Origin of the sequence: Raineyella antarctica (assembly GCF_900092135.1) — a bacterium.
GTDB lineage: Bacteria > Actinomycetota > Actinomycetes > Propionibacteriales > Propionibacteriaceae > Raineyella > Raineyella antarctica.
This window is the reverse complement of the sequence record NZ_FMYF01000017.1, coordinates 1-22,860: the sequence shown is the minus strand read 5'-3', so window position 1 is coordinate 22,860 and position 22,860 is coordinate 1. Positions and strand designations below refer to the sequence as shown.

General features: G+C 70.2%; 20 protein-coding genes and 1 riboswitch. Of the genes, 7 read left to right on the top strand and 13 right to left on the bottom strand.

The genetic code is table 11. From position 1 onward, the window contains the following. Positions 1–4 precede the first annotated feature (4 nt). From ftsH to dacB, 7 genes are all read right to left on the bottom strand, one after another. A complete protein-coding gene (ftsH, locus tag GA0111570_RS16725; protein WP_217634242.1) occupies positions 5–2,308 on the bottom strand; it encodes an ATP-dependent zinc metalloprotease FtsH in 2,304 nt (767 codons plus the stop codon). 138 nt (positions 2,309–2,446) lie between these two features. Then, entirely contained in the window at positions 2,447–2,998 is a 552-nt protein-coding gene (gene hpt / locus GA0111570_RS16720) for a hypoxanthine phosphoribosyltransferase (protein WP_245703272.1), read from the bottom strand. Between the two features lie 32 nt (positions 2,999–3,030). After that, positions 3,031–4,083 carry a tRNA lysidine(34) synthetase TilS gene (gene tilS / locus GA0111570_RS16715; protein ID WP_092613800.1) on the bottom strand — a complete coding sequence of 351 codons (1,053 nt, stop codon included), beginning with the start codon at positions 4,081–4,083 and terminating at the stop codon, positions 3,031–3,033. Next, positions 4,083–5,048, bottom strand: a complete 966-nt coding sequence (locus tag GA0111570_RS16710) for a zinc-dependent metalloprotease (protein WP_092613799.1) — start codon at positions 5,046–5,048, stop codon at positions 4,083–4,085. Before GA0111570_RS16710 ends, tilS begins: the two co-directional genes overlap by 1 nt. 10 nt (positions 5,049–5,058) lie before the next feature. Next, positions 5,059–7,203, bottom strand: a complete 2,145-nt coding sequence (locus GA0111570_RS16705) for a beta-glucosidase (protein ID WP_092613798.1) — start codon at positions 7,201–7,203, stop codon at positions 5,059–5,061. A 56-nt stretch (positions 7,204–7,259) separates the two neighbouring features. Then, positions 7,260–9,068, bottom strand: coding sequence for a beta-glucuronidase (gene uidA / locus GA0111570_RS16700; RefSeq protein ID WP_092613797.1), 1,809 nt, complete (start codon positions 9,066–9,068; stop codon positions 7,260–7,262). A 112-nt stretch (positions 9,069–9,180) separates the two neighbouring features. Next, positions 9,181–10,614 (bottom strand): D-alanyl-D-alanine carboxypeptidase/D-alanyl-D-alanine endopeptidase, encoded by a 1,434-nt coding sequence (dacB, locus tag GA0111570_RS16695; RefSeq protein ID WP_139283303.1) that lies wholly within the window; start codon positions 10,612–10,614, stop codon positions 9,181–9,183. 83 nt (positions 10,615–10,697) lie between these two features. Here dacB and GA0111570_RS16690 point away from each other — a divergent pair, with 83 nt between their 5' ends. Then, positions 10,698–11,261 carry an inorganic diphosphatase gene (locus GA0111570_RS16690; protein WP_092613795.1) on the top strand — a complete coding sequence of 188 codons (564 nt, stop codon included), beginning with the start codon at positions 10,698–10,700 and terminating at the stop codon, positions 11,259–11,261. Positions 11,262–11,335: 74 nt separating this feature from the next. Here the strand turns inward: GA0111570_RS16690 and crcB are convergent, their stop codons facing one another. The 3 genes from crcB to GA0111570_RS16675 are packed head-to-tail and all read right to left on the bottom strand — an operon-like array spanning position 11,336 to position 12,644. Next, positions 11,336–11,713, bottom strand: a complete 378-nt coding sequence (crcB, locus tag GA0111570_RS16685) for a fluoride efflux transporter CrcB (protein ID WP_092613794.1) — start codon at positions 11,711–11,713, stop codon at positions 11,336–11,338. Next, positions 11,710–12,165 (bottom strand): fluoride efflux transporter FluC, encoded by a 456-nt coding sequence (locus GA0111570_RS16680; protein WP_092613793.1) that lies wholly within the window; start codon positions 12,163–12,165, stop codon positions 11,710–11,712. The genes crcB and GA0111570_RS16680 overlap by 4 nt, the downstream gene beginning before the upstream one ends. Beyond that, on the bottom strand, positions 12,162–12,644 hold the full coding sequence (locus tag GA0111570_RS16675) for a universal stress protein (RefSeq protein WP_342689719.1): 483 nt from the start codon (positions 12,642–12,644) through the stop codon (positions 12,162–12,164). The genes GA0111570_RS16680 and GA0111570_RS16675 overlap by 4 nt, the downstream gene beginning before the upstream one ends. A 102-nt stretch (positions 12,645–12,746) precedes the next feature. Beyond that, a riboswitch (Fluoride riboswitch) is annotated at positions 12,747–12,831 on the bottom strand. Positions 12,832–12,872: 41 nt separating this feature from the next. On the opposite strand from GA0111570_RS16675, the gene GA0111570_RS16670 reads away from it, so the two are divergent. The 4 genes from GA0111570_RS16670 to GA0111570_RS16655 all read left to right on the top strand — a co-directional run bounded on the left by GA0111570_RS16670 (position 12,873) and on the right by GA0111570_RS16655 (position 17,676). Continuing rightward, positions 12,873–13,928, top strand: coding sequence for a TRM11 family SAM-dependent methyltransferase (locus tag GA0111570_RS16670; protein ID WP_092613791.1), 1,056 nt, complete (start codon positions 12,873–12,875; stop codon positions 13,926–13,928). A 9-nt stretch (positions 13,929–13,937) separates the two neighbouring features. Continuing rightward, entirely contained in the window at positions 13,938–14,459 is a 522-nt protein-coding gene (locus GA0111570_RS16665) for a SixA phosphatase family protein (RefSeq protein ID WP_092613790.1), read from the top strand. 76 nt (positions 14,460–14,535) lie between these two features. Next, positions 14,536–15,312 carry a DODA-type extradiol aromatic ring-opening family dioxygenase gene (locus GA0111570_RS16660; RefSeq protein WP_092613789.1) on the top strand — a complete coding sequence of 259 codons (777 nt, stop codon included), beginning with the start codon at positions 14,536–14,538 and terminating at the stop codon, positions 15,310–15,312. A gap of 138 nt (positions 15,313–15,450) precedes the next feature. Further along, positions 15,451–17,676, top strand: a complete 2,226-nt coding sequence (locus GA0111570_RS16655) for a catalase (RefSeq protein WP_092613788.1) — start codon at positions 15,451–15,453, stop codon at positions 17,674–17,676. Between the two features lie 87 nt (positions 17,677–17,763). Here the strand turns inward: GA0111570_RS16655 and GA0111570_RS16650 are convergent, their stop codons facing one another. Both GA0111570_RS16650 and GA0111570_RS16645 read right to left on the bottom strand, forming a co-directional pair. Further along, positions 17,764–18,915 carry a glycosyltransferase gene (locus GA0111570_RS16650; RefSeq protein WP_092613787.1) on the bottom strand — a complete coding sequence of 384 codons (1,152 nt, stop codon included), beginning with the start codon at positions 18,913–18,915 and terminating at the stop codon, positions 17,764–17,766. Between the two features lie 26 nt (positions 18,916–18,941). Continuing rightward, positions 18,942–20,153, bottom strand: a complete 1,212-nt coding sequence (locus GA0111570_RS16645; RefSeq protein WP_092613786.1) for an NAD-dependent epimerase/dehydratase family protein — start codon at positions 20,151–20,153, stop codon at positions 18,942–18,944. 235 nt (positions 20,154–20,388) lie between these two features. Between GA0111570_RS16645 and GA0111570_RS16640 the strand changes: the two genes are divergently transcribed. Both GA0111570_RS16640 and GA0111570_RS18315 read left to right on the top strand, forming a co-directional pair. Continuing rightward, positions 20,389–20,859, top strand: a complete 471-nt coding sequence (locus GA0111570_RS16640) for a GatB/YqeY domain-containing protein (RefSeq protein WP_092613785.1) — start codon at positions 20,389–20,391, stop codon at positions 20,857–20,859. A gap of 208 nt (positions 20,860–21,067) precedes the next feature. After that, positions 21,068–21,796 carry a transglycosylase family protein gene (locus GA0111570_RS18315; protein WP_092613784.1) on the top strand — a complete coding sequence of 243 codons (729 nt, stop codon included), beginning with the start codon at positions 21,068–21,070 and terminating at the stop codon, positions 21,794–21,796. A 143-nt stretch (positions 21,797–21,939) separates the two neighbouring features. Here the strand turns inward: GA0111570_RS18315 and GA0111570_RS16630 are convergent. After that, the coding region (locus GA0111570_RS16630; RefSeq protein ID WP_092613783.1) for a polysaccharide deacetylase family protein at positions 21,940–22,860 on the bottom strand (921 nt) is incomplete at its 5' end.

Sequence of the window (22,860 nt, the reverse complement as noted above, 5' to 3'; positions counted from 1 at the left end):
TTGCTCAGCCACGCTTGTCCTTGTCCGGGTCGCCGGGAGTGCCGGGCCCCTGCGGGTAGGGCTCGCCGTACGGGTCGTCGCCACCCTGCTGGGGGCCGGAGGGCAGGCTCCAGGGACCGGGCTGGGCACCGGGTGCCGGTGGCTGCCACGGGCCCGACGGGGGCCGCGGGGTCGGCGGCTGCTGTCCACCTCCCCAACTGTTCGGCGGCTGCGGAGCCGGCCAGGTCGGGTCGACACCGGGGGCGGGCCGGCCGGGCTGGGCGGAGCCGAAGTCGGAGTTCGGGTACGGCGCGGTCGGGGAACCGTAGGGCGAACCGCCGTTGCCACTGTTGCCGCTGTTGCTACCGGCACCGACACCGACACCGGCGGGCAGCTGGGCGCCGACGGCCGGGACCGGGGCGATCGGCTTGGCCGGGGGCGTGATCGGCGGCACCGAGGAGGGCTTGCGGTCGTCGGACCCGGTCCACGCGTCGCGCCGCGGGTGGCGGCGGAGGGGCTCGAAGATCCGGGCGACCTCCTCGCGGTTCAGCGTCTCCTTCTCGAACAGCTGGCGGACCAGCTCGTCGAGCACGTCACGATTCTCCTCGAGGGTGTCGAAGGCCTCCTGGTGGGCCGCGCTGACGAGCTTGGCCACCTCGGAGTCGACGACGCCGGCGACCTCCTCGGAGTAGTCGCGCTTGGAGCCGAAGTCCCGGCCCAGGAACGGTTCGGCATCGCCGGTACCGAGGTTGACCGCGCCGATCCGCTCGGACATGCCGTACTCGGTGACCATCGCCCGGGCCGTCTTGGTGGCCTTCTCGATGTCGTTCGAGGCGCCGGTGGACGGGTCGTGGAAGACCAGTTCCTCGGCGGCGCGGCCACCCATCATGTAGGCGAGCTGGTCGAGCAGCTGGCCGCGGGTCTGGGAGTACCTGTCCGCGTCGGGCATCACCATCGTGTAGCCGAGGGCACGCCCGCGCGGCAGGATCGTCACCTTCTGCACCGGGTCGGTGCCCGGCATCGCGGCGGCGACCAGGGCGTGGCCGCCCTCGTGGTAGGCGGTGACGAGGCGCTCGTGCTCGTTCATCAGGCGGGTGCGCTTCTGCGGGCCGGCGATCACCCGGTCGATCGCCTCGTCCAAGGCGTAATTGGTGATCTGCGGGACGTTGGTGCGCGCGGTCAGCAAGGCGGCCTCGTTCAGCACGTTGGCCAGGTCGGCACCGGTGAAGCCCGGCGTACGGCGGGCCACCGTGGCGAGGTCGACGTCGGGGGCGATCGGCTTGCCGGCGGCATGGACCTTGAGGATCTGCTCGCGGCCGTTCATGTCCGGGGCCTCGACGGAGATCTGCCGGTCGAACCGGCCCGGGCGGAGAAGGGCCGGGTCGAGCACGTCGGGACGGTTGGTGGCGGCGATCAGGATCACGCCACCGTGCACGTCGAAGCCGTCCATCTCGACCAGCAGCTGGTTCAGCGTCTGCTCGCGCTCGTCGTGGCCGCCGCCCATGCCGGCACCGCGGTGGCGTCCGACTGCGTCGATCTCGTCGATGAAGATGATGGCGGGGGCGTTGTCCTTGGCCTGGTCGAACAGGTCACGTACGCGGGAGGCACCGACGCCGACGAACATCTCGACGAAGTCCGAGCCGGAGATGGAGAAGAACGGCACGCCGGCCTCGCCGGCGACGGCGCGGGCGAGCAGGGTCTTGCCGGTGCCGGGCGGGCCGTAGAGCAGGACGCCCTTGGGGATCTTCGCCCCGACGCGCTGGAACTTGGCCGGCTCGGCGAGGAACTCCTTGATCTCCTGCAGCTCCTCGATCGCCTCCTCGCAGCCGGCGACGTCGGCGAAGGTTGTCTTCGGGGTGTCCTTGTTGGCGACCTTCGCCCGGGACTTGCCGAACTTCATCACCTGCGAACCGCCGCCCTGCATGGCGTTCATCAGGAAGAAGAAGAGTCCGATGAGCAGGATGAACGGGATCAGCGTCGACAGCAGCGAGGTCAGGAAGCTCGGCTTCGGGTTCTCCGCCCGCCACGACTCCAGGGTGCCCTGGGCGACCCGCTCGTTGAGTCGCTGGACGATCTGGTCGTCCTGGTTGCCCACCCAGTAGGTGCGGTACTTGGTCTGGTTCTGGTCAGCCATGGTGACCAGCACCTGCTGCTCGCCGTCCTGCATGACGACTTCCCGGACCTTCTCGTTACCGTCGAGGATCTGGACGACCTTGGAGGTCGGTTCCTGCGTGTAGCCAGAGGTCTGTCCCGCGAACTGGCCCATGAGGACCAGCGCGATCAGAACGATGACGACCCAGATCAGGGGACCACGGAAGATTCGCTGCACAGTTCATTCCTGCCTACGGCTACGGACGAGCATGTTGACTCTACCCTGCAGCCCCAAGATCCCACACGGATCGGCCCATCGCGGGCCGGTCGGCTCGTGGCGGACGGTCGGGCCGACCCGGACCGAGGGGCGGCTCGGCTAGCTGTAGACCTCGGGGCGCAGCACGCCGAGACCCTTGAAGTTGCGGTAGTGGCCGTCGTAGTCCAGCCCGTACCCGACGACGAACTCGTTGGGGATGTCGTAGCCGATGTAGCGGCAGTCGATGGTGGTGCGCACCGCCTCCGGCTTGCGGAACATCGCCGCGACCTCGAGGCTGGCCGGCTGGCGCGAGGCCAGGTTGGACAGCAGCCAGCTGAGGGTCAGGCCGGTGTCGATGATGTCCTCCACCACCAGCACGTGGCGGTCGTGGATGTCGACGGACAGGTCCTTGAGGAAGCGTACGACGCCGGAGGACTTGGTCCCCGAGCCGTACGAGGACACCGCCATCCAGTCCATCTCGCAGTCGATGCTGAGCTCGCGGCACAGGTCGGCCATGATCATCACCGCCCCGTTCAGGACACCGACGAGCAACGGGTCCTTGCCGGCGTAGTCCTTGTCGATCTGGCCGGCCAGGACCACCACGCGTTCCCGGATCTGCTCGGGGGTATAGAGCACAGAGGCAAGATCATCTGCAATAGCGTCAGCATCCACGTGTCCCAGCTTCACACATCTGCCGCCGCTCGTCATGCCGGGCCGCGGTCCCCGTCCCTCGGTGCCCCGGTCGCGCGCAGGTGTCCCTCCTCGCGGACGACCCGCAGGCCCGGGACGTCGACGCCCTTCTGGCCGTGCCAGTGGGTGACCAGCGCGCACACCGCCGCCACATGCACCGCGCCCGGCTCGCGGGAGCCGTGCCCGACCAGCCAGCGGCGGACCACCCGGGTGCGCAGCGCCTCGGGGAGGAAGGCCAGCTCGGTGCAGTCCAGCTCGTCGCCGGCGCGTTCGGTGGCGGGGACCACGGCGTCCTCCTCGGCGGCCTCGGCCAGCGCGTCCAGGAAGTCCGCGTCGACCCTGGCCAGCGCGGCGGTCCGCGCCAGTGCCGCGCTAACCGCCCCGTCGCCACCGAAGGACTCCGCCAGCACTGGCAGCACCCGGTGGCGCACCCGTACCCGGGCATAGCGCTCGTCGGCGTTGGCCGGGTCCTCCCACCAGGCCAGGTCGTTCTCCGCGCAGCAGGCCCGCAGGTCGGCCCGGGCCAGGTCCAGCAGGGGCCGGACGTACGGTCCCCGGCGCGGGGCGATCCCGGCCAGCGATCGCATCCCGGAGCCGCGGACGATGCCGAGCAGCACGGTCTCGGCCTGGTCGTCGCGGGTGTGCCCGAGCAGCACCTCGGTTTCGACGGGCGCCTCGGCGGCGACCTGCTCGAAGGCCGCGTAGCGGGCGTTGCGGGCGGCCGCCTCGATGCCCAGCTCGCGGGCCTGCTCCGGGTCGACCACGACCCGGACGACCCGGACCGCCTCCGACGGGTAGCCGATGGCCAGCAGACGGTCGCGGGCGGTCGCCGCGACCGCGGCGGAGCCCTGCTGCAGGTCGTGGTCGACGACGACCGCGCCGAGCCGGGACAGCGCGCCGGCCCGGCGGCAGGCCTCGTACGCCCCCAGGGCCAGGGCCAGCGAGTCCGGGCCTCCGGAGCAGCCGACCAGCCAGGAGCCGTCGGGGTCGCGTTCGGGGTCGCGCCAGGCGCCCTCGAGGGCCTGCACCACGGCCAGGGTCGCCGGACCCAGCGCATGCCGGGCCATCAGGAGAGCCCGGTCCGCTCCACCCAGGCGTGCGGGTGACGGAGTTCGTGCAGGTCGGGCAGTTCGCCGGGGGCCTCGAAGACGCGGTTGAAGCCGTCGACGCCGATCTCGGCCTGGACCGCCCGGCAGAACGCCGCACCCTCGCGGTATTGCTGCATCTTCGACTCCATCCCGAGCAGCTTGCCGATGATCCTGGCCAGCCCGGGCCGGCCCTCGCGGCGCTTGTCGAAGCGGGCCCGGATGCTGCGCAGGGTGGGGATCACGCCTGGCCCGACCTGGTCCATCACCACGTCGGCATGGCCCTCCACCACGCTCATCACCGCTGTGATGCCGTCGGTGGCGGCGTCGACCTCGCGGTCCGATCCGCTCATCGCCGTACGGACCAACCCGGCCAGGTGGTCGGCCAGCCAGGGGGCGCGCTGGTACTGGACCCGGTGGGTCTCCTCGTGCAGGCAGACCCACAACCGGAAGTCGGCCGGGTCGAGGCCGAGCTTGTGGCCGATGCCGTGGATGTTCGGCGCGACCAGCAGCAGCCTGCCGTGGTCGGTGGAACCGCCCAGGCCGTGGAAGACGTCGAACTGGCCGAGGACGCGGGGAGCCAGCACGGCCAGCACGCCGCCGACCATCGCGCCGGTGGACCCGTCCCGCACCGCCCGCACGCCCCGTCCGAGCGCGGACGTCGCGAGCCTGCCGGTGGCCGGCCGGTGCAGGTCGTCCAGCACCCCTGCGAAGCTGTCGAGGTTGCCCCTGATCCAGGAGGCCCGGTCGACGACCAGGGTCGGCCGCTCCCCCGGCGGATCCATTCGGGTGAGGTCCCGGACGTACGCCTGGGCGCGCTCCGAGGCCTCCCGCAGACCGGCGACGACCGCCGCAGCCTCGGTGACCGGCAGGGTAGGACCCGGCGGGACGAGGCGTACGGCGGTCGTGGCAGCGGTTTCCCAGGAGACCCGGGGCACAGAGCTCATGCCCTCGAGGCTAGCCGGTGACGGTGACCGTCCCCGAGAAGGGCGTCTCCGCGCTGGAGGTGCCCACGTACACGGTGTACTCACCGGCCGGCACGACGAAGTCGTGCGCGGCGTCGCTCCAGACCGACAGCGGGTGGTTGGTGGCGGCCGGGTCGATGACGATCTCGACCTGCTCCGCCGCACCCGGCTCGACCCGGACCTTGGCGAAGCCGACCAGGCGCTTGGGCGGACGGCCGAGTTCGGTGGGCAGGCCGAGGTAGACCTGGACGACCTCGGCGCCGGCGACCTCGCCGGTGTTGCGGACGCTCGCCCGGACGGTGATCGGGTCGGTGCCGGGGGTGGCCCCGCCGTCGACGGTCACGTCGGTGACCTCGAAGGTGGTGTACGACAGGCCGTAGCCGAACGGGAACAGCGGCTCGATGCCCTGCGCCTGGTACCAGCGGTAGCCGACCTCGTGGCGCTCGGTGTAGCGGATGTTCGGCCAGCCCTCGCCCTCGTCGGTGCCGGGGTAGCGGACCGGGTCACCGGCGTCGAGGACGTCCTCGGCGCGGCGCGGGTAGGTGGTCGGGACCTTGCCGGACGGGTTGGCGACGCCGAGCAGCAGGTCGGCGACGGCGTGGCCGTCCTCGGCGCCCTGGTTCCAGGCCTCGAGGACCGCCGGGACGGTGTCGATCCAGGGCATCAGCACCGGGCTGGAGTCCTTCAGCACCACCACGGTGCGCGGGTTCGCCGCGACGGCGGCCTCGACGATCCGGTCCTGGCCGTTCGGCAGGTCCAGGTCGGCGCGGTCCGCACCCTCGGTCGCGACGATGCCGACCATCGCCACCACGACGTCCGCCCGGGCCGCCGCCTCGCCGACCTCGGCGAGGTTGGACAGGTCGCGGGCCACGATGACGCTCTCGACCGTCGCCGTACCGCCGAGCGACTCGATCACGTCGCGCAGGCCCTCGACCGGCGCGACGGTGTAGAGCGGGTCGACCTTGGAGGAGCCGCCGCCGCCGAGGCAGGCATCCTCGGCGAACGCCTGCTGGCCGACGACGAGGATCCGTCCGGCGTCCTTGGAGAGCGGCAGGGTCGCGTCGTCGTTCTTCAGCAGGATGGCGGTCTGGTTGCCGATCCGGCGGCTAATCGCGCCGTGGCCCTGCGCGTCGATCTGCTGCGGGTCGTACGGGCGCTCGAACTGGCCGAAGCGGAACATCTGGGTGTAACGGCGGACCAGGGCCCGGTCCACGGTCTCGATCTCCAGGCTGTGGTCCTCCAGCGCCGACTTCACGTTGGTCTCGCTCAGCCACTTGCCGTCCGGCATCTCGTGGTCCATGCCGGCGCCGAGGGAGGCGGCCGCCGAGCGGCAGGACCAGAAGTCGGACTGCACGTAGCCCTCGAAGCCCCACTCGTCCCGCAGGACCGTGTGGAGCGTGTAGCGGTTCTCCGTCGCGTACGTGCCGCGGACCCGGTTGTAGGCGCTCATGATCGCGGCGATGTCACCGTCCTTGACCAGCATCTCGAACGGCAGCAGGTAGAGCTCGCGCAGCACGTCCTCGTCGACCTCGACGTTGGTACGGAATCGCTCGTACTCCTGGTCGTTGACGACGTAGTGCTTGCCCATCGCGATGACGTCGTTGGCCTGGATGGCCTTGGTGACCGCGACACCCATCACGCCGGACAGGTACGGGTCCTCGCTGAAGTACTCAAAGTTGCGCCCGGCGGTGGGCAGGCGGTGCAGGCAGACGCCCGGTCCCTCGAGCACGTGCTGGCCGAGGCTCGCGGTCTCCGAGCCGATGATGTCGCCGTACTCGTGGGCCAGCGCCGGATCGAAACCAGCGGCCAGGCCGATCGACATCGGCAGCGAGGTGGCCTTCGGGGACGGGTAGCCGTCACCCATGCCGACCCCGACCGGGCCGTTGGTGATGCGGAACCGCGGGATGCCCAGCTCCTCGATGCCGGCGACGTGGCGCTCGATCCGGATCTGGGCGAGCAGCTGCTCCATCTCCTCGTCGTCCAGGTCGCCCATCTGGACGTCGTAGATGTTGATGGTCTTCATCGAGCCGTGCAGCTGGGCGATCTTCTGGTCCAGCGTCATCGCCCCGACCAGCGCCTGGGCGCGTTCCTTCGGGGTCTTTCCGGTGTCGGTCCAGGGCTGGTCGGTGACGGTCATACTCGTGTTCTCCTCAATGAGACGTTCGTGGGTGGGACGGGCGTGGCGCGGTGTGCTCAGTGCGTGGGCTTGGCGTCGCCCTCGACCGCGCTCCAGCGCTTCCGGAGCATGTGCGCGACGGCCTTGGGCCGGCGGTCACGGGTGAAGGCGCCCTTCTTGTTGCCGTCGAGCCGCATGATGCCGGCCGAGGTCTGGAAGTCGGCGAAGTTCCACATCTGCTCGCCCTGGACCTGCGGGAACTCGTCGAAGACCTCGAGGGTGGCCTTCATCAGGTCGTACTGGTACTCCTCGGTCCACATCGTGCCCATCAGCCCGTGCTGGCCGGCCATGGTGTCGGCGCCGAACTCGGTGAAGATGATCGGCTTCTCCTCGATCTCGGTCCACTTGGTGATCTCGGCGCGCAGGTGGCGCATGGCGCTGGGGATGTCGCCGGAGTCGACGTACCAGCCGTAGTAGCGGTTGACCATCACCACGTCGGCCATCTCGGTCACCTTGCAGGCGCCGGCGGGGGCCAGCATGACGTTGACGAAACCGACCGGGCGGGTCGGGTCGGCCTCCCGCGCGACGTCGAACAGCGGGCGGAAGTAGTCCGCGGCCTCCTGGGTCTCGGACTCCGGCTCGTTCGCGATGGACCAGATCACGACGGAGGGACGGTTCTTGTCGCGGGCGATGAGCTCGCGGATCTCCTGCGCGTGCTGCGCCTGGCCTGCCTCGCCAATCCTCTCGGGACGGAAGGTCTGGGACTTCCCGTCGTCGGCGCCACCGCCGAAGATGCCGCCCATGATGCCGAGGTTGAGGCCGACCGCAGGGGTCTCGTCGATCACGACGATGCCGTGCGCGTCGGCGTACTCCATGTTCTCCTCGCTGTAGGGATAGTGCGAGGTACGGAAGGAGTTCGCACCGATCCACTTCAGCAGGTTGTAGTCATGCACCATCGAGGCATCGTGCTGGCCCTTGCCGAAGACGTGGTGGTCCTCGTGCATGCCGAAGCCGCGGAAGTAGAACGGCCGGTCGTTGATCAGGAAGTCGGTGCCGACCACGCGTACGGTCCGGACGCCGAACTTCTGGTCGTACGAGTCCACGACCTCGCCGTCGCGGGCCAGCGAGATCCGCAGGTCGTAGCGGTAGCCCACGCCGGGCTGCCAGAGCCGGACCTCGGGGATCTCCACCCGGCCGCTGGCCCCGGTGCCCGAGGCGACCTCGTTGCCCTCGGCGTCGAGGACGGCCACCGAGACCTCGCCCTCGCCGACGACGGTGACGTCGTAGTCGACCAGACCGGTGCGCCCGTCGTAGTCGGTCCGGACGGTCACGTCATCGACGTAGGCCGGCGCCGTGGCGTACAGGTGGACGGGTCGGTGCAGACCGGCGAAGTTGAAGAAGTCCTGGAAGTACTTCTGCCGCGCGCCATCGGGAGTCTGCTCGAGCCAGCCCGGCGGGATGGTGGTCCAGTCGAGGCGGTTGTCGACCGCGGCGGTGATCCGTACCTGCTCACCGGGGGTGACCAGGGCGGTGACGTCGGCCTCGAACGGCAGGTAGCCGCCCTTGTGGCTCATCACCTCGGTGCCGTTGACCCAGACGGTGGCCTGGTGGGTGGCGGAGTCGAAGCGAAGCACGATCCGGCGGTCGGCCCAGCCGCGGGGGACGTACGTCGTGGTCTGGTACCAGACGTCGCCGACGTGGTTGTAGAGCTGCGGGTCGGCGGTGATCTCGTTGTAGCTGGACGGCACCGGCATGTCGATGGCCCCGGCGAGTGGAGCGGCCTGCCACTCCTGGTCACGGCCGACCCCGTCGGCGTCGGCGCGGAACTTCCAGAGCCCGACGAGGGACTTAAGTTCGCGGTGGGCGTTCTCCTGCGGTCGCAACATTGCGTGACTCCTCGGCTGGCTGGTGGCGCATCGATCTGGTCGCCACTCTGCCGCCCGGGGCGGGCAGGTACACCCTCTTGCCGGAAGTTGGCCCCCGTCAGGGGTGGTTCGCTCAGCTGTCGACAACCGTCGTCGCGACGCGGTCCAGCCAGGCCCGGGCGGCGTCGTCGCCGGAGGCATCGTTGACGACGAAGGAGAACACCACGACGGCACCGGAGTGCGACACGGTGTAGCCGGCCAGCGCACTGGTGGCACTCAGCGTTCCGGTCTTCGCGCGTACCTCGCCCCGGCCGTCCTGCGCCGCCGGGGCCCCGAAGCGCTTGGTCAGGGTGCCGGTCGCCGCCGCCACCGGCATCCCGGTGAGGACAGCGCGGTACCTGGCCTCCCGGGTCGCGAGTGCCACGGCGCCCGCCAGCATCGCCGGCGTCACCCGGTTGGAGCGGGACAGCCCCGAGCCGTCCCGGAGCACGGCGCCCTCGTTCCACAGTCCGTGGGACTGCAGCACCTGCCGTACGCCGGCCGCGCCCCCCTCGAACGTCCCGCCGGTGCCGGCCGCCACGCCGACCTGGTGCGCGATGATCTCCGCCGCATCGTTGTCGGAGTGCACCATCAGGTCCTCGACGATCGCCGCCAGCGGCGGCGAGTCGACCGCAGCCAACTGCTGGGCGGAGGAGGGAACGGATCCCTGCAGCGCGGACCGGGAGGTGACGACGATCCCGTGGTCGGCGAGCGCCGCGGCGAACACGCCGGCGGCGTCCGCGGCCGGGGTCGTGGTCCGCGGGCCGGGGCTCGTGCCCGCGAGCCGTCCCTGGTCGACGGTCAGTGCCGAGACCGGGGTGACCTGGTCGGCGTACGCCGCAGGCCAGTCCGGTGACCGGGACGGTCCCTCGAACAGCGAGGCGTCCCAGGACAGCGTGATCCGGGTGGTGCCGGCGGACCGCAGGGCGGCGGCGGTGTCGGCGGCCAGGTCGGCCAGGCTCGCCCGCTCGGGGTCGGCCGTTCCCTTCCCGGAGGAGAGGTACGGATCGCCGCCACCGACCAGGACCACGCTGCCCGGACCGGTGCTGACCGCCCGAGTGGTGAAGACGTGCGCGGGACCGAGCAGGTCCAGGGCCGCCATGGAGGTGAGCACCTTCATCGTGGAGGCCGGGATCACCACGTGGTCGGGGTCGCGGCCGTACAGCACCGCGCCCGAGGCCGGGTCGAGCACGACGCCGGAGCGGCCACCGGTGAGGCCGTCGAGGGGGACCGCGTCGATCGCCGCGGCGAGGCGGTCCGCGGCCGGCACGCCACCCCCGGTGACCACCGGCAGGGCGGGGCCGGAGCCGGCCGGGACGGGGGCGTCGATCGTCGTACGTGCGGCCGGGGCCAGGGTCGCGCCACCGGCCTGCGGGGTCCTGTCGCCCCATCGTTGCTCGGCCCAGGCGCCGGCGCCGCCCTCGGCCACGCCGACGAGGAGCGCCGCTGCACACACCACCGAGACCAGTGCGTAGAACCAGGGACGACCACCGCCGGACCGGGTCCGCAGCGGGACGCGTCCGCGCATAGCAGCACACTCCTCACGCCCGAACGTCTGGTTCGGTAGTCTCGCCGGTAACCGGTACGCACAAATCATAGGGAGAGCCAAAGGTGACTGACGATTACCGCGTGTCTGGTGGTTCGGCGACGCAGCCCAGTGGGTTGGAGTTCTACGTGACCATCGAGATTCCCAAGGGCACCAAGAACAAGTACGAGATGGACCACCACACCGGGCGCATCGTCCTGGACCGGACGCTGTTCACGGCGACGCAGTACCCGTCGGACTACGGCTTCATCGAGACGACCCTGGGCCAGGACGGCGATCCGCTGGACGCCATGGTGCTGGTCCCCGAGCCGACGTTCCCGGGCTGCCTGATCAAGTGCCGCGCGATCGGCATGTTCCGGATGCGTGACGAGGCCGGCGGCGACGACAAGGTGCTGTGTGTGCCGGTCGCCGACCACCGTCGTGACCACCTGCAGGACCTCGAGGACATCCCCGAGTTCCAGCTGCTGGAGATCGAGCACTTCTTCACGGTCTACAAGGACCTGGAGCCCGGCAAGTCGGTCGAGGGCGCCACCTGGGCGTCGCGCGACGACGCCGAGGCCGAGATCCACGCCTCGATCAACCGTGCCAAGGGCACCGACTACGAGCAGCTGCAGATCAACCACTACTGAACGACCGGTTCGACCGACGGCCCCATCGCCCCTGGCGGTGGGGCCGTCCGCATCCGGCGACGGCCAGCGCGAACTCAGGCCAGCCCCCCCAGCCACAGCCCCAACAGTGCCGCCAGCACGCCGATGACGAGCACGCCGAGCCCGGCCGCCAGCGCCGGCCGGTACTCCCGGGCGGCGAGCAGGCGTACGGTCTCCACGCTCGCGGTGCTGAAGGTGGTGTAGCCGCCCAGCAGTCCGGTGCCCAGGACCGCGAACCACGCCGGCGGCAGGAGGTGGGAACCCGCCGCACCGGTGACCAGGCCCAGGACGAACGAGCCGGTCACGTTGATCACGGCGGTCGCGAACGGGAAGCGCATCGACACCCGCGAACGGATCCAGGCGTCGGCCGTGAACCGCAGGGCGGCCCCCGCTCCCCCGGCGAGGCAGATCCCCACGAAGACCCAGGGCGTCATCGGGCGACCCCCGACGTCCGACGGGCCGACCGCCGGCCGCGCGCCAACCGGCCGGCAAGACCGATGCCGAGGCCGGTCGCCACCGCTCCGAGCACGACGCTGCCCAGCCCGTAGCCGATCCCCAGGAACCACTGGCCCGCCTGGACCATCCCCCCGGTCGCCACCGCCAGGCTGCTGTAGGTGGTGTAGCCGCCGAGTACTCCGGTACCGGCGGCCAACCGCAGGTCGCGACGCCGTCCCTCGTCCGGACCGGCCTGGGCCAGTCCCTCGAGCAGGGCGCCGAGCAGGAACGCCCCGGTCAGGTTGGCCAGCAGGATCGGCAGGGGCAGGGCACCGACCGTGGGGACGACCAGGGTGAGGACCGCGCGGGCAGCGGTGCCGAGCACGCCGCCCACGGCGACCAGGCCGACCAGACGTGGGTGCACGCTGGACCGCGGACGTCCCGCGCTCATCGGCGGGCCACCGGCTGGGACCAGTCGACCACCTGCAGCGGCACCACGAGGACGGGGCGGTGCTGGTGGTGGGTGAGGTGGAACGCCACCGACCCGTCCAGGAGCTCGCGCATCCTGCCCTGCAGTCCGGTGGTCCGGGCCCCCACGACGAAGGCCGCCGCGTCGACCGTGCGGGCCAGGTGGGTCATCGCCCGGTCGGAGCGGCCGGCCAGGTAGCGGAACTCCCAGGGCACGTCGGGCGCATGCTCCATCAGCCTGTCAAGCGCCTCGCGCAGATCCTGGTCGGTGCGACGCCAGTCGTCGCCGACCGCGTCGGGATCGAGTGTGGCGTGCCGGACGGTGCCGTCCGGGAACTCCTCGACAGTGGACCGCTGCGGGTCCACGTACGCGAAGTAGAGGGTGGCGCCACTGGCGCGGGCCAGGGAGATCGCGGTGAGGGCGACCAGCTCCGGCTGGCCGGGAACGATCCCGACGACCAATGGGTGTCCTTCGAACGCCGTCAAACGGGACGGATGCGGCTGCGGGACGTCGCGCGGCATCGGGGCCCCTTCCCGCGGGCAGCATGCCTGCCCGCACCGTGATGCGAGACAGGAACCATCAGCCGGGTCGGCGGTTCGGGCGGCGGCGACTGCGCGCGCCCGGGCGGGATCCATCACCCACCGCGGAGCCTACCGCGGCCCGAGGAGTGTCATGGGATCATTCTCTTCATGCGTCTGCTCATGCTCACCAACCCGGGTGCCAATCGCGTCTATGCCGCCCAGGCCGCCACGATGGCCGCCGCCGAACTGTCGGTGTGCGCGCCGGGGGCCACGGAGGTCGAGCCGCGCACCGTCGCCGGGGTGGAGTACCTCGGGTTCTCCTCCGAGGCCCTGGAGGGCAGCGAGGAGGAGCAGGCCGCCGCCCTGCACCAGATCGGGCGCCAGTCGACGTTCCTGGCCCTGTTCGAGGATCGTACGGACGGGCTGCTGCGCCCGATCGAGGTGGCCGACCCGGACTACTTCGAGGACGACCTGGTCACCATCCCGAAGTACCCGGGCAAGACGAACGAGCAGTTCACTCGGCTGCTGCTGAACGTGACCCTGGCCGCGATGGAGCGCCCGCTCGACGAGCGGTCGACGGTCCTGGACCCGCTGGCCGGTCGTGGCACCACCCTGACCACGGCCTGGAGCGCCGGACTGAACGCCGCCGGCGTGGAGGTCGACGAGAAGGCCGTGGAGCAGATGGCCGCGTTCCTGAAGACCTACCTACGTCGCGGCCACTTCAAGCACAAGGCGGACACGGTCCCGGTCCGGCGTGAGGGCAAGAGCATCGGCCGCAAATTCGAGGCGACAGTGCACCTGGGCGAGCGCGACCTGACGATGGGCGTGTTCACCGGTGACACCCGTTCCTCGGCCAAACTGTGGGGCAAGAAGCGCTTCGACGCCGTGGTCACCGACGCCCCGTACGGGATCGTGCACGGCTCCCGCTCCGACGTGGTCGGCACCACCGGCAAGCGCGACCGGTCCCCGGCCGGGCTGCTGAAGGGGTCGGTCGGGGTGTGGGCACGCCAGCTCAAGGACGGCGGCGCCCTGGGGCTGTCCTGGAACACCCACGGGCTGCGCCGCGAGGACCTGGTCGAGATCGTCGAGGAGGCCGGCCTGGTCGTCAAGGACGACGGGCCGTGGCTCGGCTTCTCCCACCGGGTGGACGCCTCGATCCAGCGCGACGTCCTGGTCGCCGTGAAACCGGCCGGAGACGCGTCCGAGGCCGCGGCCGACCACTAGGCTGGGGACATGGACCAGCGCCCGTCCGGCACCTCCGCGAACCAGCACGTCCTCTACCTGATGCGCCACGCGAAGGCGGAGGAGCTGCACCCCGGCGACGCCGACCACACCCGCGAGCTCACCGAGCGCGGCCGGGGCCAGGCCCGGGCCGTCGGCGAGTGGCTGGAGCAGACGGGCGAGCAGATCGATCGCGTACTGTGCTCCGAGGCCGCCCGTGCCCGGCAGACCCTGGAGGACCTCGGCATCGACGCCCCCGCCGAGTACCGGTGGGAGCTGTACAACTCCGGCGCCGACCGCATCCTCGACCAGCTGCGCAAGGTCGACGAGGATGTCCGTACGGTGCTGGTGGTGGCCCATGCCCCCGGCATCCCCGCGCTGACCTGGGACCTGGTGGAGCCGATCTCGTCCGACCAGGGCGCCCGGGCGACGATCGCCCACCACTTCCCGGCCGCCACCATCGTCCGGCTGGAGTTCAGCGGGACCTGGCAGGACCTGGAGTCCGCCCGCCTCACCCACGCGCGCGTCGACTGACCTCGTCGGGACCCGGCACCTGAGGCCCACCCGGCACATCGTTGTTGAATCTTGAACTATCGGTTAGACTCGTGCCATGACCGATCGCATGCCTGTCCTCTTCCTCAGCCACGGGGCCCCGCCCCTGGCCGACGACCCCCACTGGCCGGGCCAGCTCAGCGCCTGGGCCCGCAGCCTGCCCCGGCCCGAGTCGATCCTGATGATCTCGGCGCACTGGGAGCAGGCGCCGATCACGGTGTCCACGACCGTCGGCGCCCCGCTGGTCTACGACTTCTGGGGCTTCCCGGAGAAGTACTACCAGGTCACGTACGACGCCCCGGTCGCCCCGAAGCTGGCCGAGGACATCGGCTGGCTGGTCGACCCCAGGACGCCGGTCCGGGTCAACCAGGAGCGCGGCCTGGACCACGGCGCGTACGTCCCGCTGGTGGAGATGTACCCGGAGGCCGACATCCCGGTGCTGCAGCTCTCGCTGCCGACCCTCAACCCGCGCGACCTGTTCGCGATCGGGGAGAAGCTCGCACCGCTGCGCGACGAGGGCGTGCTGATCGTCGGCTCCGGCTTCACCACGCACAACCTGCGCGCCATGCGCCAGACCGCCGACGCCGAGCCGTACCCGCAGTTGGCCGCGTTCGACGCCTGGGCCGCCGACGTGGTGACCCGTGGGGACGTGGACTCCGTCCTCGACTTCGCCAAGAAGGCGCCCGAGGCACGGGTCGCCCATCCGCGCACCGAGCACTGGGCGCCGATCCACGCCGTCCTGGGTGCCGCCAGCCGTACCGGTGACGAGAAGGGCGCGACCGCGATCGAGGGCTCCTGGATCGGCCTGTCGAAGCGGTCCTGGACCTTCGGCTGATCCTCGGCGAGCGGTGCCGAGGGTCCCTGGTGCACCCCTAGGGGCCCTTCTCGGATGGAAAATCGATCTATAGACTCCTTGGATGCTGCGCCCGGGGCTGACGCATCGGGCGCGGACCCGACGATTCAGGAGACCTTGATGGCACCCGAGAAGAAGACGGATCCCACCCAGCCCACTCCGCCGTCCGGCCCGGGGGTCCCCTCCCCCGTCCTCGACGAGCCGACCACCCCGGTGGCGCCACCCGCCCCGAAGCCCTCCCAAGAGGGTCCCGCCACCGTCACCCCGACCGGCGCTCCCACCGGTGCCCCGCCGGAGGCGTTCGCCCAGCAGGGGGAGTACCTCACCACCTCGACGGGCGTACGGCTGCGCACCACCGACCGCGCGCTGAAGGCGGGACCGCGCGGTCCGGTGCTGCTGCAGGACCACCACCTGCGCGAGAAGATCACCCACTTCGACCACGAGCGCATCCCCGAGCGGGTGGTGCACGCCCGGGGTACCGGCGCGCACGGCGCCTTCGTGGCGAACGGCAATGCCTCGAAGATCTGCCGCGCCGCCTTCCTGAAGAAGGACGTGGAGACCCCGATCTTCGTCCGCTTCTCGACAGTCGCCGGTTTCCGCGGCTCCTCGGACACCGTCCGGGACACCCGCGGCTTCGCGACGAAGTTCTACACCACCGAGGGCAACTACGACCTGGTCGGCAACAACATCCCGGTGTTCTTCATCCAGGAGGGGATCAAGTTCCCCGACATCATCCACGCGGTGAAGCCGGAGCCCGACCGCGAGATCCCCCAGGCCCAGAGCGCCCACGACACCTTCTACGACTTCGTCTCGCTGCATACCGAGGCCCAGGCACACCTGGCCTGGAGCATGTCCGACCGGGCGATCCCGCTCTCCTTCCGGATGATGGAGGGCTTCGGCGTCCACACCTTCCGGATGGTGAACGAGGCCGGCGAGACCAGCCTGGTGAAGTTCCACTGGAAGCCGCGGCAGGGCGTGCACTCCCAGGTGTGGGAGGAGACCCAGATGACCGCAGGGCTGGACCCGGACTTCCACCGCCGTGACCTGTACGACGCGATCGACGCCGGCGCCTACCCGGTCTGGGACCTGGGCGTGCAGGTGATGCCGGACACCGAGGACGAGATGTTCGAGGGGATCGACCTGCTCGATCCGACCAAGATCGTCCCCGAGGAGCTCTGCCCGGTCCAGGTCATCGGCACCATGACGCTGAACCGCCGGCCGGTCAACTTCTTCGCCGAGACCGAGCAGGTGATGTTCAACCCGGGTCACCTGGTGCCCGGCATCGACGTGACAAACGACCCGCTGCTGCAGGTGCGGTTGTTCTCCTACATCGACACCCAGATCACCCGGCTGGGCGGACCGAACTTCAGCCAGATCCCGATCAACGCCCCGCAGTGCCCGGTGAACGACATGCTGCGTGACGGCTTCCACCAGCATGCGGTGCACGGGGGGGTGGCGCCCTACCGGCCGAACGCGCTGGACGGCGGCAATCCCGCCGAGACCGGAACCGAGGAGGCCGCCTTCATCGACGTCCCCGCGCCGGTGGCCGGCAAGAAGGTGCGGGAGCGGCCGGCCAGCTTCGAGGACCACTTCAGCCAGGCGACCCTGTTCGTCCGGTCACTGAGCCCGGTGGAGCGCCAGCACCTGACCGCGGCGTACACCTTCGAGCTGGGCAAGTGCTACGAGGAGTCCGTCCGCGTCCGCCAGCTGCAGTGCCTGGCCAACATTGATGCCGAGCTGTGCGCGGAGGTCGCCAGGGGACTCGGGCTGCCGGCACCGGAGCCGACCGTGCCGCCGGCGACCGACGTGGAGCCGAGCCCGGCCCTGTCCCAGGTCGGTCGGACCTGGCCGGTGACCGGCCGGAAGATCGCCCTCGTGGTCGACTCGACCACCGGGCCGGCCGACATCGAGGCGGCGAAGGATGCGGTGACGGCTGCCGGGATGCTGCCCTTCGTGGTCGCACCCTCGGGCGGGAAGATCGGCGACGTCGTGGTCGACCGCACCTTCCTGACGACCGCGTCCGTCGAGTTCGACGCAGTGCTGGTCGTCGACGCCCCGGTACCCGCGCCGGACGCCACCCCGGACCTCGATGTCAAGGCCGGCCAGCCGACCGGGGGCAAGCAGGTGGATCCGCGGATGGTGAAGCTGGTCGCCGAGATGTTCCGGCACTCCAAGGCGATCGGTGCGGGGCCGGACGCGACCGACATCCTCACCGCTGCGGTCGTGCCCACGGACGCGCCCGGGGTCGTCGTGGGCAAGCCGGCGGAGGTGGTCAAGGAGTTCACCGAACTGCTGGCCACCCACCGGGTCTGGGACCGCTTCCCGGTCGCCGCACCGAAGCAGTGAGACCGGTGCGCTGAACCGCAGTAGGCAGGAGGGCGCCGCGTACGACCCGGCGGGTCGTACGCGGCGCCGCGTCTTCGCGGGGTGCGCTCAGTCCGTGTACTGCCGGCCCCACCAGTGCCGCCAGTGCAGCTCCTGGGCGTGCTCGTAGTACTCGAGGAGGCGTTCGGTGGCGGCGCGCCAGCCCCACTTCTCGGTCTCGGCCCGTCCGGCCTCAGCGAACCGCGTGCGCAGGTCGGGGTCGTTGACGAGCAGCATGATGTTGTCCGCCAGCTCGTCGGCGTCGCCGGGCTCGAACAGGAAGCCGTTCTCCCCGTCCGCGATCACGTCGGGGATCCCGCCGGCCCGGGCGCCGACCACGGGCACCCCGCTGGCCATCGACTCGAGCGCGACCAGGCCGAGGGTCTCGGTGGTCGACGGGAAGGCGAAGACGTCGGCCGACGCGTACGCCGCGGCGAGCTCGTCACCGCTCATGTAGCCGGTGAAGACCGTCGGGGTGCCGGCGAACTCCTTCTCCAGCTGCTCCCGGGCCGGCCCCGACCCGACGATCGCCAGCCGCACCCCGGGCATCCGGTCCATCGCCCGGCGCAGCACGTCGAGCCTCTTCTCCACGGCGATCCGGCCGACGTACACCACCAACGGCTGGTCGGGATGGCCGTCGGTGAGGCGGGCGCGCATCTGCGCACTGCGCTTGTCCGGGTGGTACATCACGGTGTCGACGGCCTTGGGCCACAGCTTCACCCGGCGGATCCCGATCCCCTTCGCGGCCTCGACCATCTGCGGTGAGGTGCACAGGTTCATGTCGGCCAGGTTGTGCAGCCCGCTGATGTAGCGCTTGGCGAAGCTCTGCAGGAACCCCAGGTCCATCGCCTCGGTGTACTTGGGCAGGTCGGTGTGGAACGAGGCGAGCAGCGGGATGTTGCGTCGCTTGCCCGACAACACCCCGTACGCCGCCAGGGCAACCGGGTTGACGGCGTGCACGACGTCCGGGGTGAACTCCTCCAGCGTCCGGGCGATCCGGGGCGTCGGCATGCCGACGTGGATCTCCGGGTACCAGGGCTTGAGCGGTGCCGAGCGCACCCGGACGACCGGATAGCCGCAGAACTCCGTCAGGTCGGTGCCCGGCGAGAAGATCACGACCTCCTGGTCGAGAGCCTTCAGCTGTTCAACGGTCCGGACCAGCCGGGTGACCACGCCGTCGATCTTCGGCAGGAAGACCTCGGTGAAGATGGCTATGCGCACGGCACTCCGCTCGTCCTGACAGGCTGTCAGGCCTGGGCGTCGTCCTCGTAACCCTCCGGGACGCCGGGCCTCTGCTTGCTCGTCCACAGGGAACGGGCCGGGATCTTGGACCGGTCGGCGCGGTCGGCGTACCTGCGGGCGACCTCGGTCACCTCGAGCAGCAGCCCGTCGTCCAGGGTGATCGGGTCCCAGCCGTACGACAGGAAGGTGTCGTGGGCGACGAGCAGGTCGTTCTCCAGGTCCTCCTTGCGGGGGTCGGGGGTCAGGGCCAGCTCGGCGCCGGTCATCCCGGCGATCTTCTTGGCCAGGTCGCGCACCCGCAGCGTCTCGGCCTGCTGGTTGAGGATCTTGACGCGATCGCCCGTGGCGGGCGGGTTGTCCAGGGCCATCGCGACGCACTTGGTGGTGTCGACGATGTGGATGAAGGCGCGGGTCTGGCCACCGGTGCCGTGCACGGTCATCGGGTAGCCCACGGCGGCCTGCATCAGGAAGCGGTTGAGGACGGTGCCGTAGTCGCCGTCGTAGTCGAAGCGGTTGACCAGGCGCTCGTCGAGCTTGGTCTCGGGGGTGTTGGTCCCCCAGACGATGCCCTGGTGCAGGTCGGTGACCCGCAATTGGTCGTTCTTCACGTAGTAGGCGAAGAGCAACTGGTCGAGGCTCTTGGTCATGTGGTAGACCGAGCCCGGGTTCGTCGGGTAGAGGATCTGCTGCTTGACCGGCTCGGCACCATCGCGCGGGATCTCGACGTCGAGGTAGCCCTCGGGGATCGCCATGCCGGCGGTGCCGTAGCCGTACACGCCCATCGTGCCCAGGTGCACGAGGTGGATGTCCTGTCCGGACTCCACCACGGCAGCGAGCAGGTTGTGCGTGGCGTTGACGTTGTTGTCGACGGTGTAGCGCTTGTGGCCCGCGTCCTTCATCGAGTACGGGGCGGAGCGCTGCTCGGCGAAGTGGACGACCGCGTCGGGGCGCTCGGCCTCGAGCATGGACAGCACGCCGGCGTAGTCCTGGGCGAGGTCGACGTTGCGGAAGCGGATGTCCTTGCCGCTCACCTCGTGCCAAGCCGTGAGCCGGTCACCCACGGTGGCGATGGGGGTGAGGGAATCCGCACCCAGCTCCCGGTCGATCGCACGCCGCGACAGGTTGTCGACGATCACCACGTCATCACCCCGCGCGGACAGGTGCAGGGCGGTCGGCCAACCGCAGAAACCGTCGCCCCCGAGAACCAGAATCTTCACAACGTCTCCATCTTCGAAGCCGGCCATCTCACCGGCTGCTCCGACCACGATAACCCAGCAGACGCACCCTCCCGCGCCGCGGCGAAGCAGGGGTGAATGCCAGGTGAACACCAGGCTTCATTCGCCGCTCCGACGTCACATCCGTCACTGCTGTCACGGCGAACCATCCACCGGGTGGAACACGCATGACAGGATGAGGGGTACACGACCGGACGCCAGCAGGGAGAAGCAGACGATGGCAGCACTCAAGGACCAGCTCCGCGCGGACATGAAGGACGCCATGAAGGCGCACGACCAGCAGCGCCTGGCGGTCATCCGGATGGCGATCGCCTCGATCATGAACGCCGAGGTCGAGGGCGAGGCCCACGACCTGACTCTCGAGGAGGAGCAGAAGCTGGTGGCCAAGGAGGTGCGCCAGCGCCGCGACTCGGCCCAGACATACGCCGATGGCGGCAGGCAGGACCTGGCCGAGAAGGAGTCGGCCGAGGCGGAGATCCTGCAGGCCTACCTGCCCGCGCCGATGACCGCCGACGACGTCACCGCGCTGATCGAGGACGAGTTCGCCCGCGTCGAGGCGGAGACCGGCGCGGCCCCGACCATGAAGCAGATGGGCGCCATCATGAAGGCCGTGAACGCGAGGGTGGCCGGCCGGTTCGACGGCGGCGCCATCGCCACCATGGTCAAGCAGCGCCTCGCCTCGGCCTGACCGATCGCCGGCGGCCCGATACCGTGATCAATCGGTATGTGTGACGCAAATCACATACACGCGCGGATCCCTGCCACCAGCGGGACCAGGGGCCCCCCGCAACCACCATCCGTTACCATTTCGTGATCGAAACTTTATCTTTCCGTGATCAGTGCCTAGGGTCGGGAGCGTTCGAAAGACCACCCCTATCCGGATCACCGGGAGGAACATGTCCAGCAAGACCATGACCCGCACCCTCGGCACCATCGTCGGGCTCACCGCGCTAGGCCTGGCGGTGCCCACCGCGGCGCAGGCACACACCCGTGCGCCCGAGGTCGAGTCGCCGTCCTCCGCCGTCGTGCACACCTCCGGCTCCCACCAGGGCCGGACGCTCTACACGACGGTGAACCTCAACGTACGCAAGGGTGCCTCGATCGAGTCCCAGCGCCTGACGACCCTGCCGAAGGGCACCGCGGTGAGGACCACCGGCGTCACGACGAAGTACTGGACCCAGATCAGCTACGAGGGCCAGAAGCGCTGGGTCGCCAGCCGCTACCTGACCGACGACCGGCCGGCCTCGGTGCACACGGCGGGCGCCGCCTCCACGCCGGCCCCGAAGAGGCAGGCCACCCGGCAGGCCCCGAATAAGCAGGCCACGGCCTCCGCCCCGAAGGCCAGCACCACCCGTACCTCCACGAGTGGATCCGCAGCCGCGACCACCTCCTCCTCGGTCTGGGACCAGCTGGCCCAGTGTGAGTCGGGCGGCAACTGGTCGACCAACACGGGCAACGGCTTCTACGGTGGCCTGCAGTTCACCCAGTCCACCTGGAGCGCGTACGGCGGCAAGGGCTCGCCGCAGACCGCCAGCCGGACCGAGCAGATCGCCGTCGCCCAGAAGGTCCAGGCCGGCCAGGGCTGGGGAGCATGGCCAGCCTGCTCGGCCAAGCTCGGCCTTTGAGCTGACCACCGCGTCCGCGCCCACGAGGCGGGAGCAGCAGGCAGCAAGCGAGGGAGGCCCCACGATCACTCGTGGGGCCTCCCTCCTGCGCTGCTCCCTCAGGGCTGGGAGCTGTAGATCTTGCCCGGCGCCGCCCGGATGGGTCAGCCGTGGGTGTAGAACACCCCAGGCACCGGATGGCCGATCACGTCGCCGACGGTGACCAGTACGTAGCCCCTCGCCTTCAGGTCAGAGATGATGCCGGGCACCGCAGCGATGGTGGTGGGCATGGTGTCGTGCATCAGGATGATGCCTCCCGACGTGGCCTTGGTGACAGCGCGTTCCCGGATGATGGCCGTGTTCTGGTCGCGCCAGTCAATCGTGTCCGCGCTCCAATTGACCACCGCCAGGCCTTCCGCCCGGGAGATGTCCAGCAGCCTCTGGTCGTACTCGCCGAACGGAGGTCGCAGCATGGTGGGACGTTCACCGACGGTGGCCTGGATCTTGTCCGACGTGCGCTCCAACTGGGACCGGATTTCGGTCGAGCTGATCGGCCCCTGCGTGGGGGCGGACGGGCAATTGTCGATCAGGCACGGGTGGCTCCAGCTGTGGTTCATTACCTCGTTGCCGTTGGTGTGGGCCCGCTTCACCACGGCGGGGTTGCCGTCGATGTACTGGCCCACCACGAAGAAGGTGACCTGCACGTTGCGCGCATCCAGGGTGTCGAGCAGTTCGCCGGTGTACGGACTCGGTCCGCCGTCGAAGGTGAGGGCCACGCACTTCAGCCGGGAACAGTCGATGATCCCGATACCCGAGCGCCACTTGATCGTGCCACCCTGGAAATCCTGCCGACACAACGTCCCACCGGTACCCGTACGACACAACTCATCCGTCTTCGGATAGCCATACCTCCCGTTCTCCCACCCACTGGCCGCCCAGTAATCACGGATCCCACCTCTCACGAAATGCGCACCCGTGCTTGCCGTCCAGTAGATCGACCCGTGCTGGAAATGCTGGTAACACCCACCCTGCGCCAGACCACACCCCTGATCCACGGTCGGATAACCCAGGAAACTGTTCTCCCA

Coding starts and splice junctions, on each gene's coding strand:
- GA0111570_RS16640 (WP_092613785.1), top strand. CDS start 20,389: ATGGCAGCACTCAAGGACCAGCTCCGCGCGGACATGAAGGACGCCATG.
- crcB (WP_092613794.1), bottom strand. CDS start 11,713: ATGACGCCCTGGGTCTTCGTGGGGATCTGCCTCGCCGGGGGAGCGGGG.
- GA0111570_RS16680 (WP_092613793.1), bottom strand. CDS start 12,165: ATGAGCGCGGGACGTCCGCGGTCCAGCGTGCACCCACGTCTGGTCGGC.
- GA0111570_RS16660 (WP_092613789.1), top strand. CDS start 14,536: ATGACCGATCGCATGCCTGTCCTCTTCCTCAGCCACGGGGCCCCGCCC.
- GA0111570_RS16670 (WP_092613791.1), top strand. CDS start 12,873: ATGCGTCTGCTCATGCTCACCAACCCGGGTGCCAATCGCGTCTATGCC.
- GA0111570_RS16665 (WP_092613790.1), top strand. CDS start 13,938: ATGGACCAGCGCCCGTCCGGCACCTCCGCGAACCAGCACGTCCTCTAC.
- GA0111570_RS18315 (WP_092613784.1), top strand. CDS start 21,068: ATGTCCAGCAAGACCATGACCCGCACCCTCGGCACCATCGTCGGGCTC.
- GA0111570_RS16655 (WP_092613788.1), top strand. CDS start 15,451: ATGGCACCCGAGAAGAAGACGGATCCCACCCAGCCCACTCCGCCGTCC.
- GA0111570_RS16705 (WP_092613798.1), bottom strand. CDS start 7,203: ATGACCGTCACCGACCAGCCCTGGACCGACACCGGAAAGACCCCGAAG.
- dacB (WP_139283303.1), bottom strand. CDS start 10,614: ATGCGCGGACGCGTCCCGCTGCGGACCCGGTCCGGCGGTGGTCGTCCC.
- tilS (WP_092613800.1), bottom strand. CDS start 4,083: ATGGCCCGGCATGCGCTGGGTCCGGCGACCCTGGCCGTGGTGCAGGCC.
- GA0111570_RS16710 (WP_092613799.1), bottom strand. CDS start 5,048: ATGAGCTCTGTGCCCCGGGTCTCCTGGGAAACCGCTGCCACGACCGCC.
- uidA (WP_092613797.1), bottom strand. CDS start 9,068: ATGTTGCGACCGCAGGAGAACGCCCACCGCGAACTTAAGTCCCTCGTC.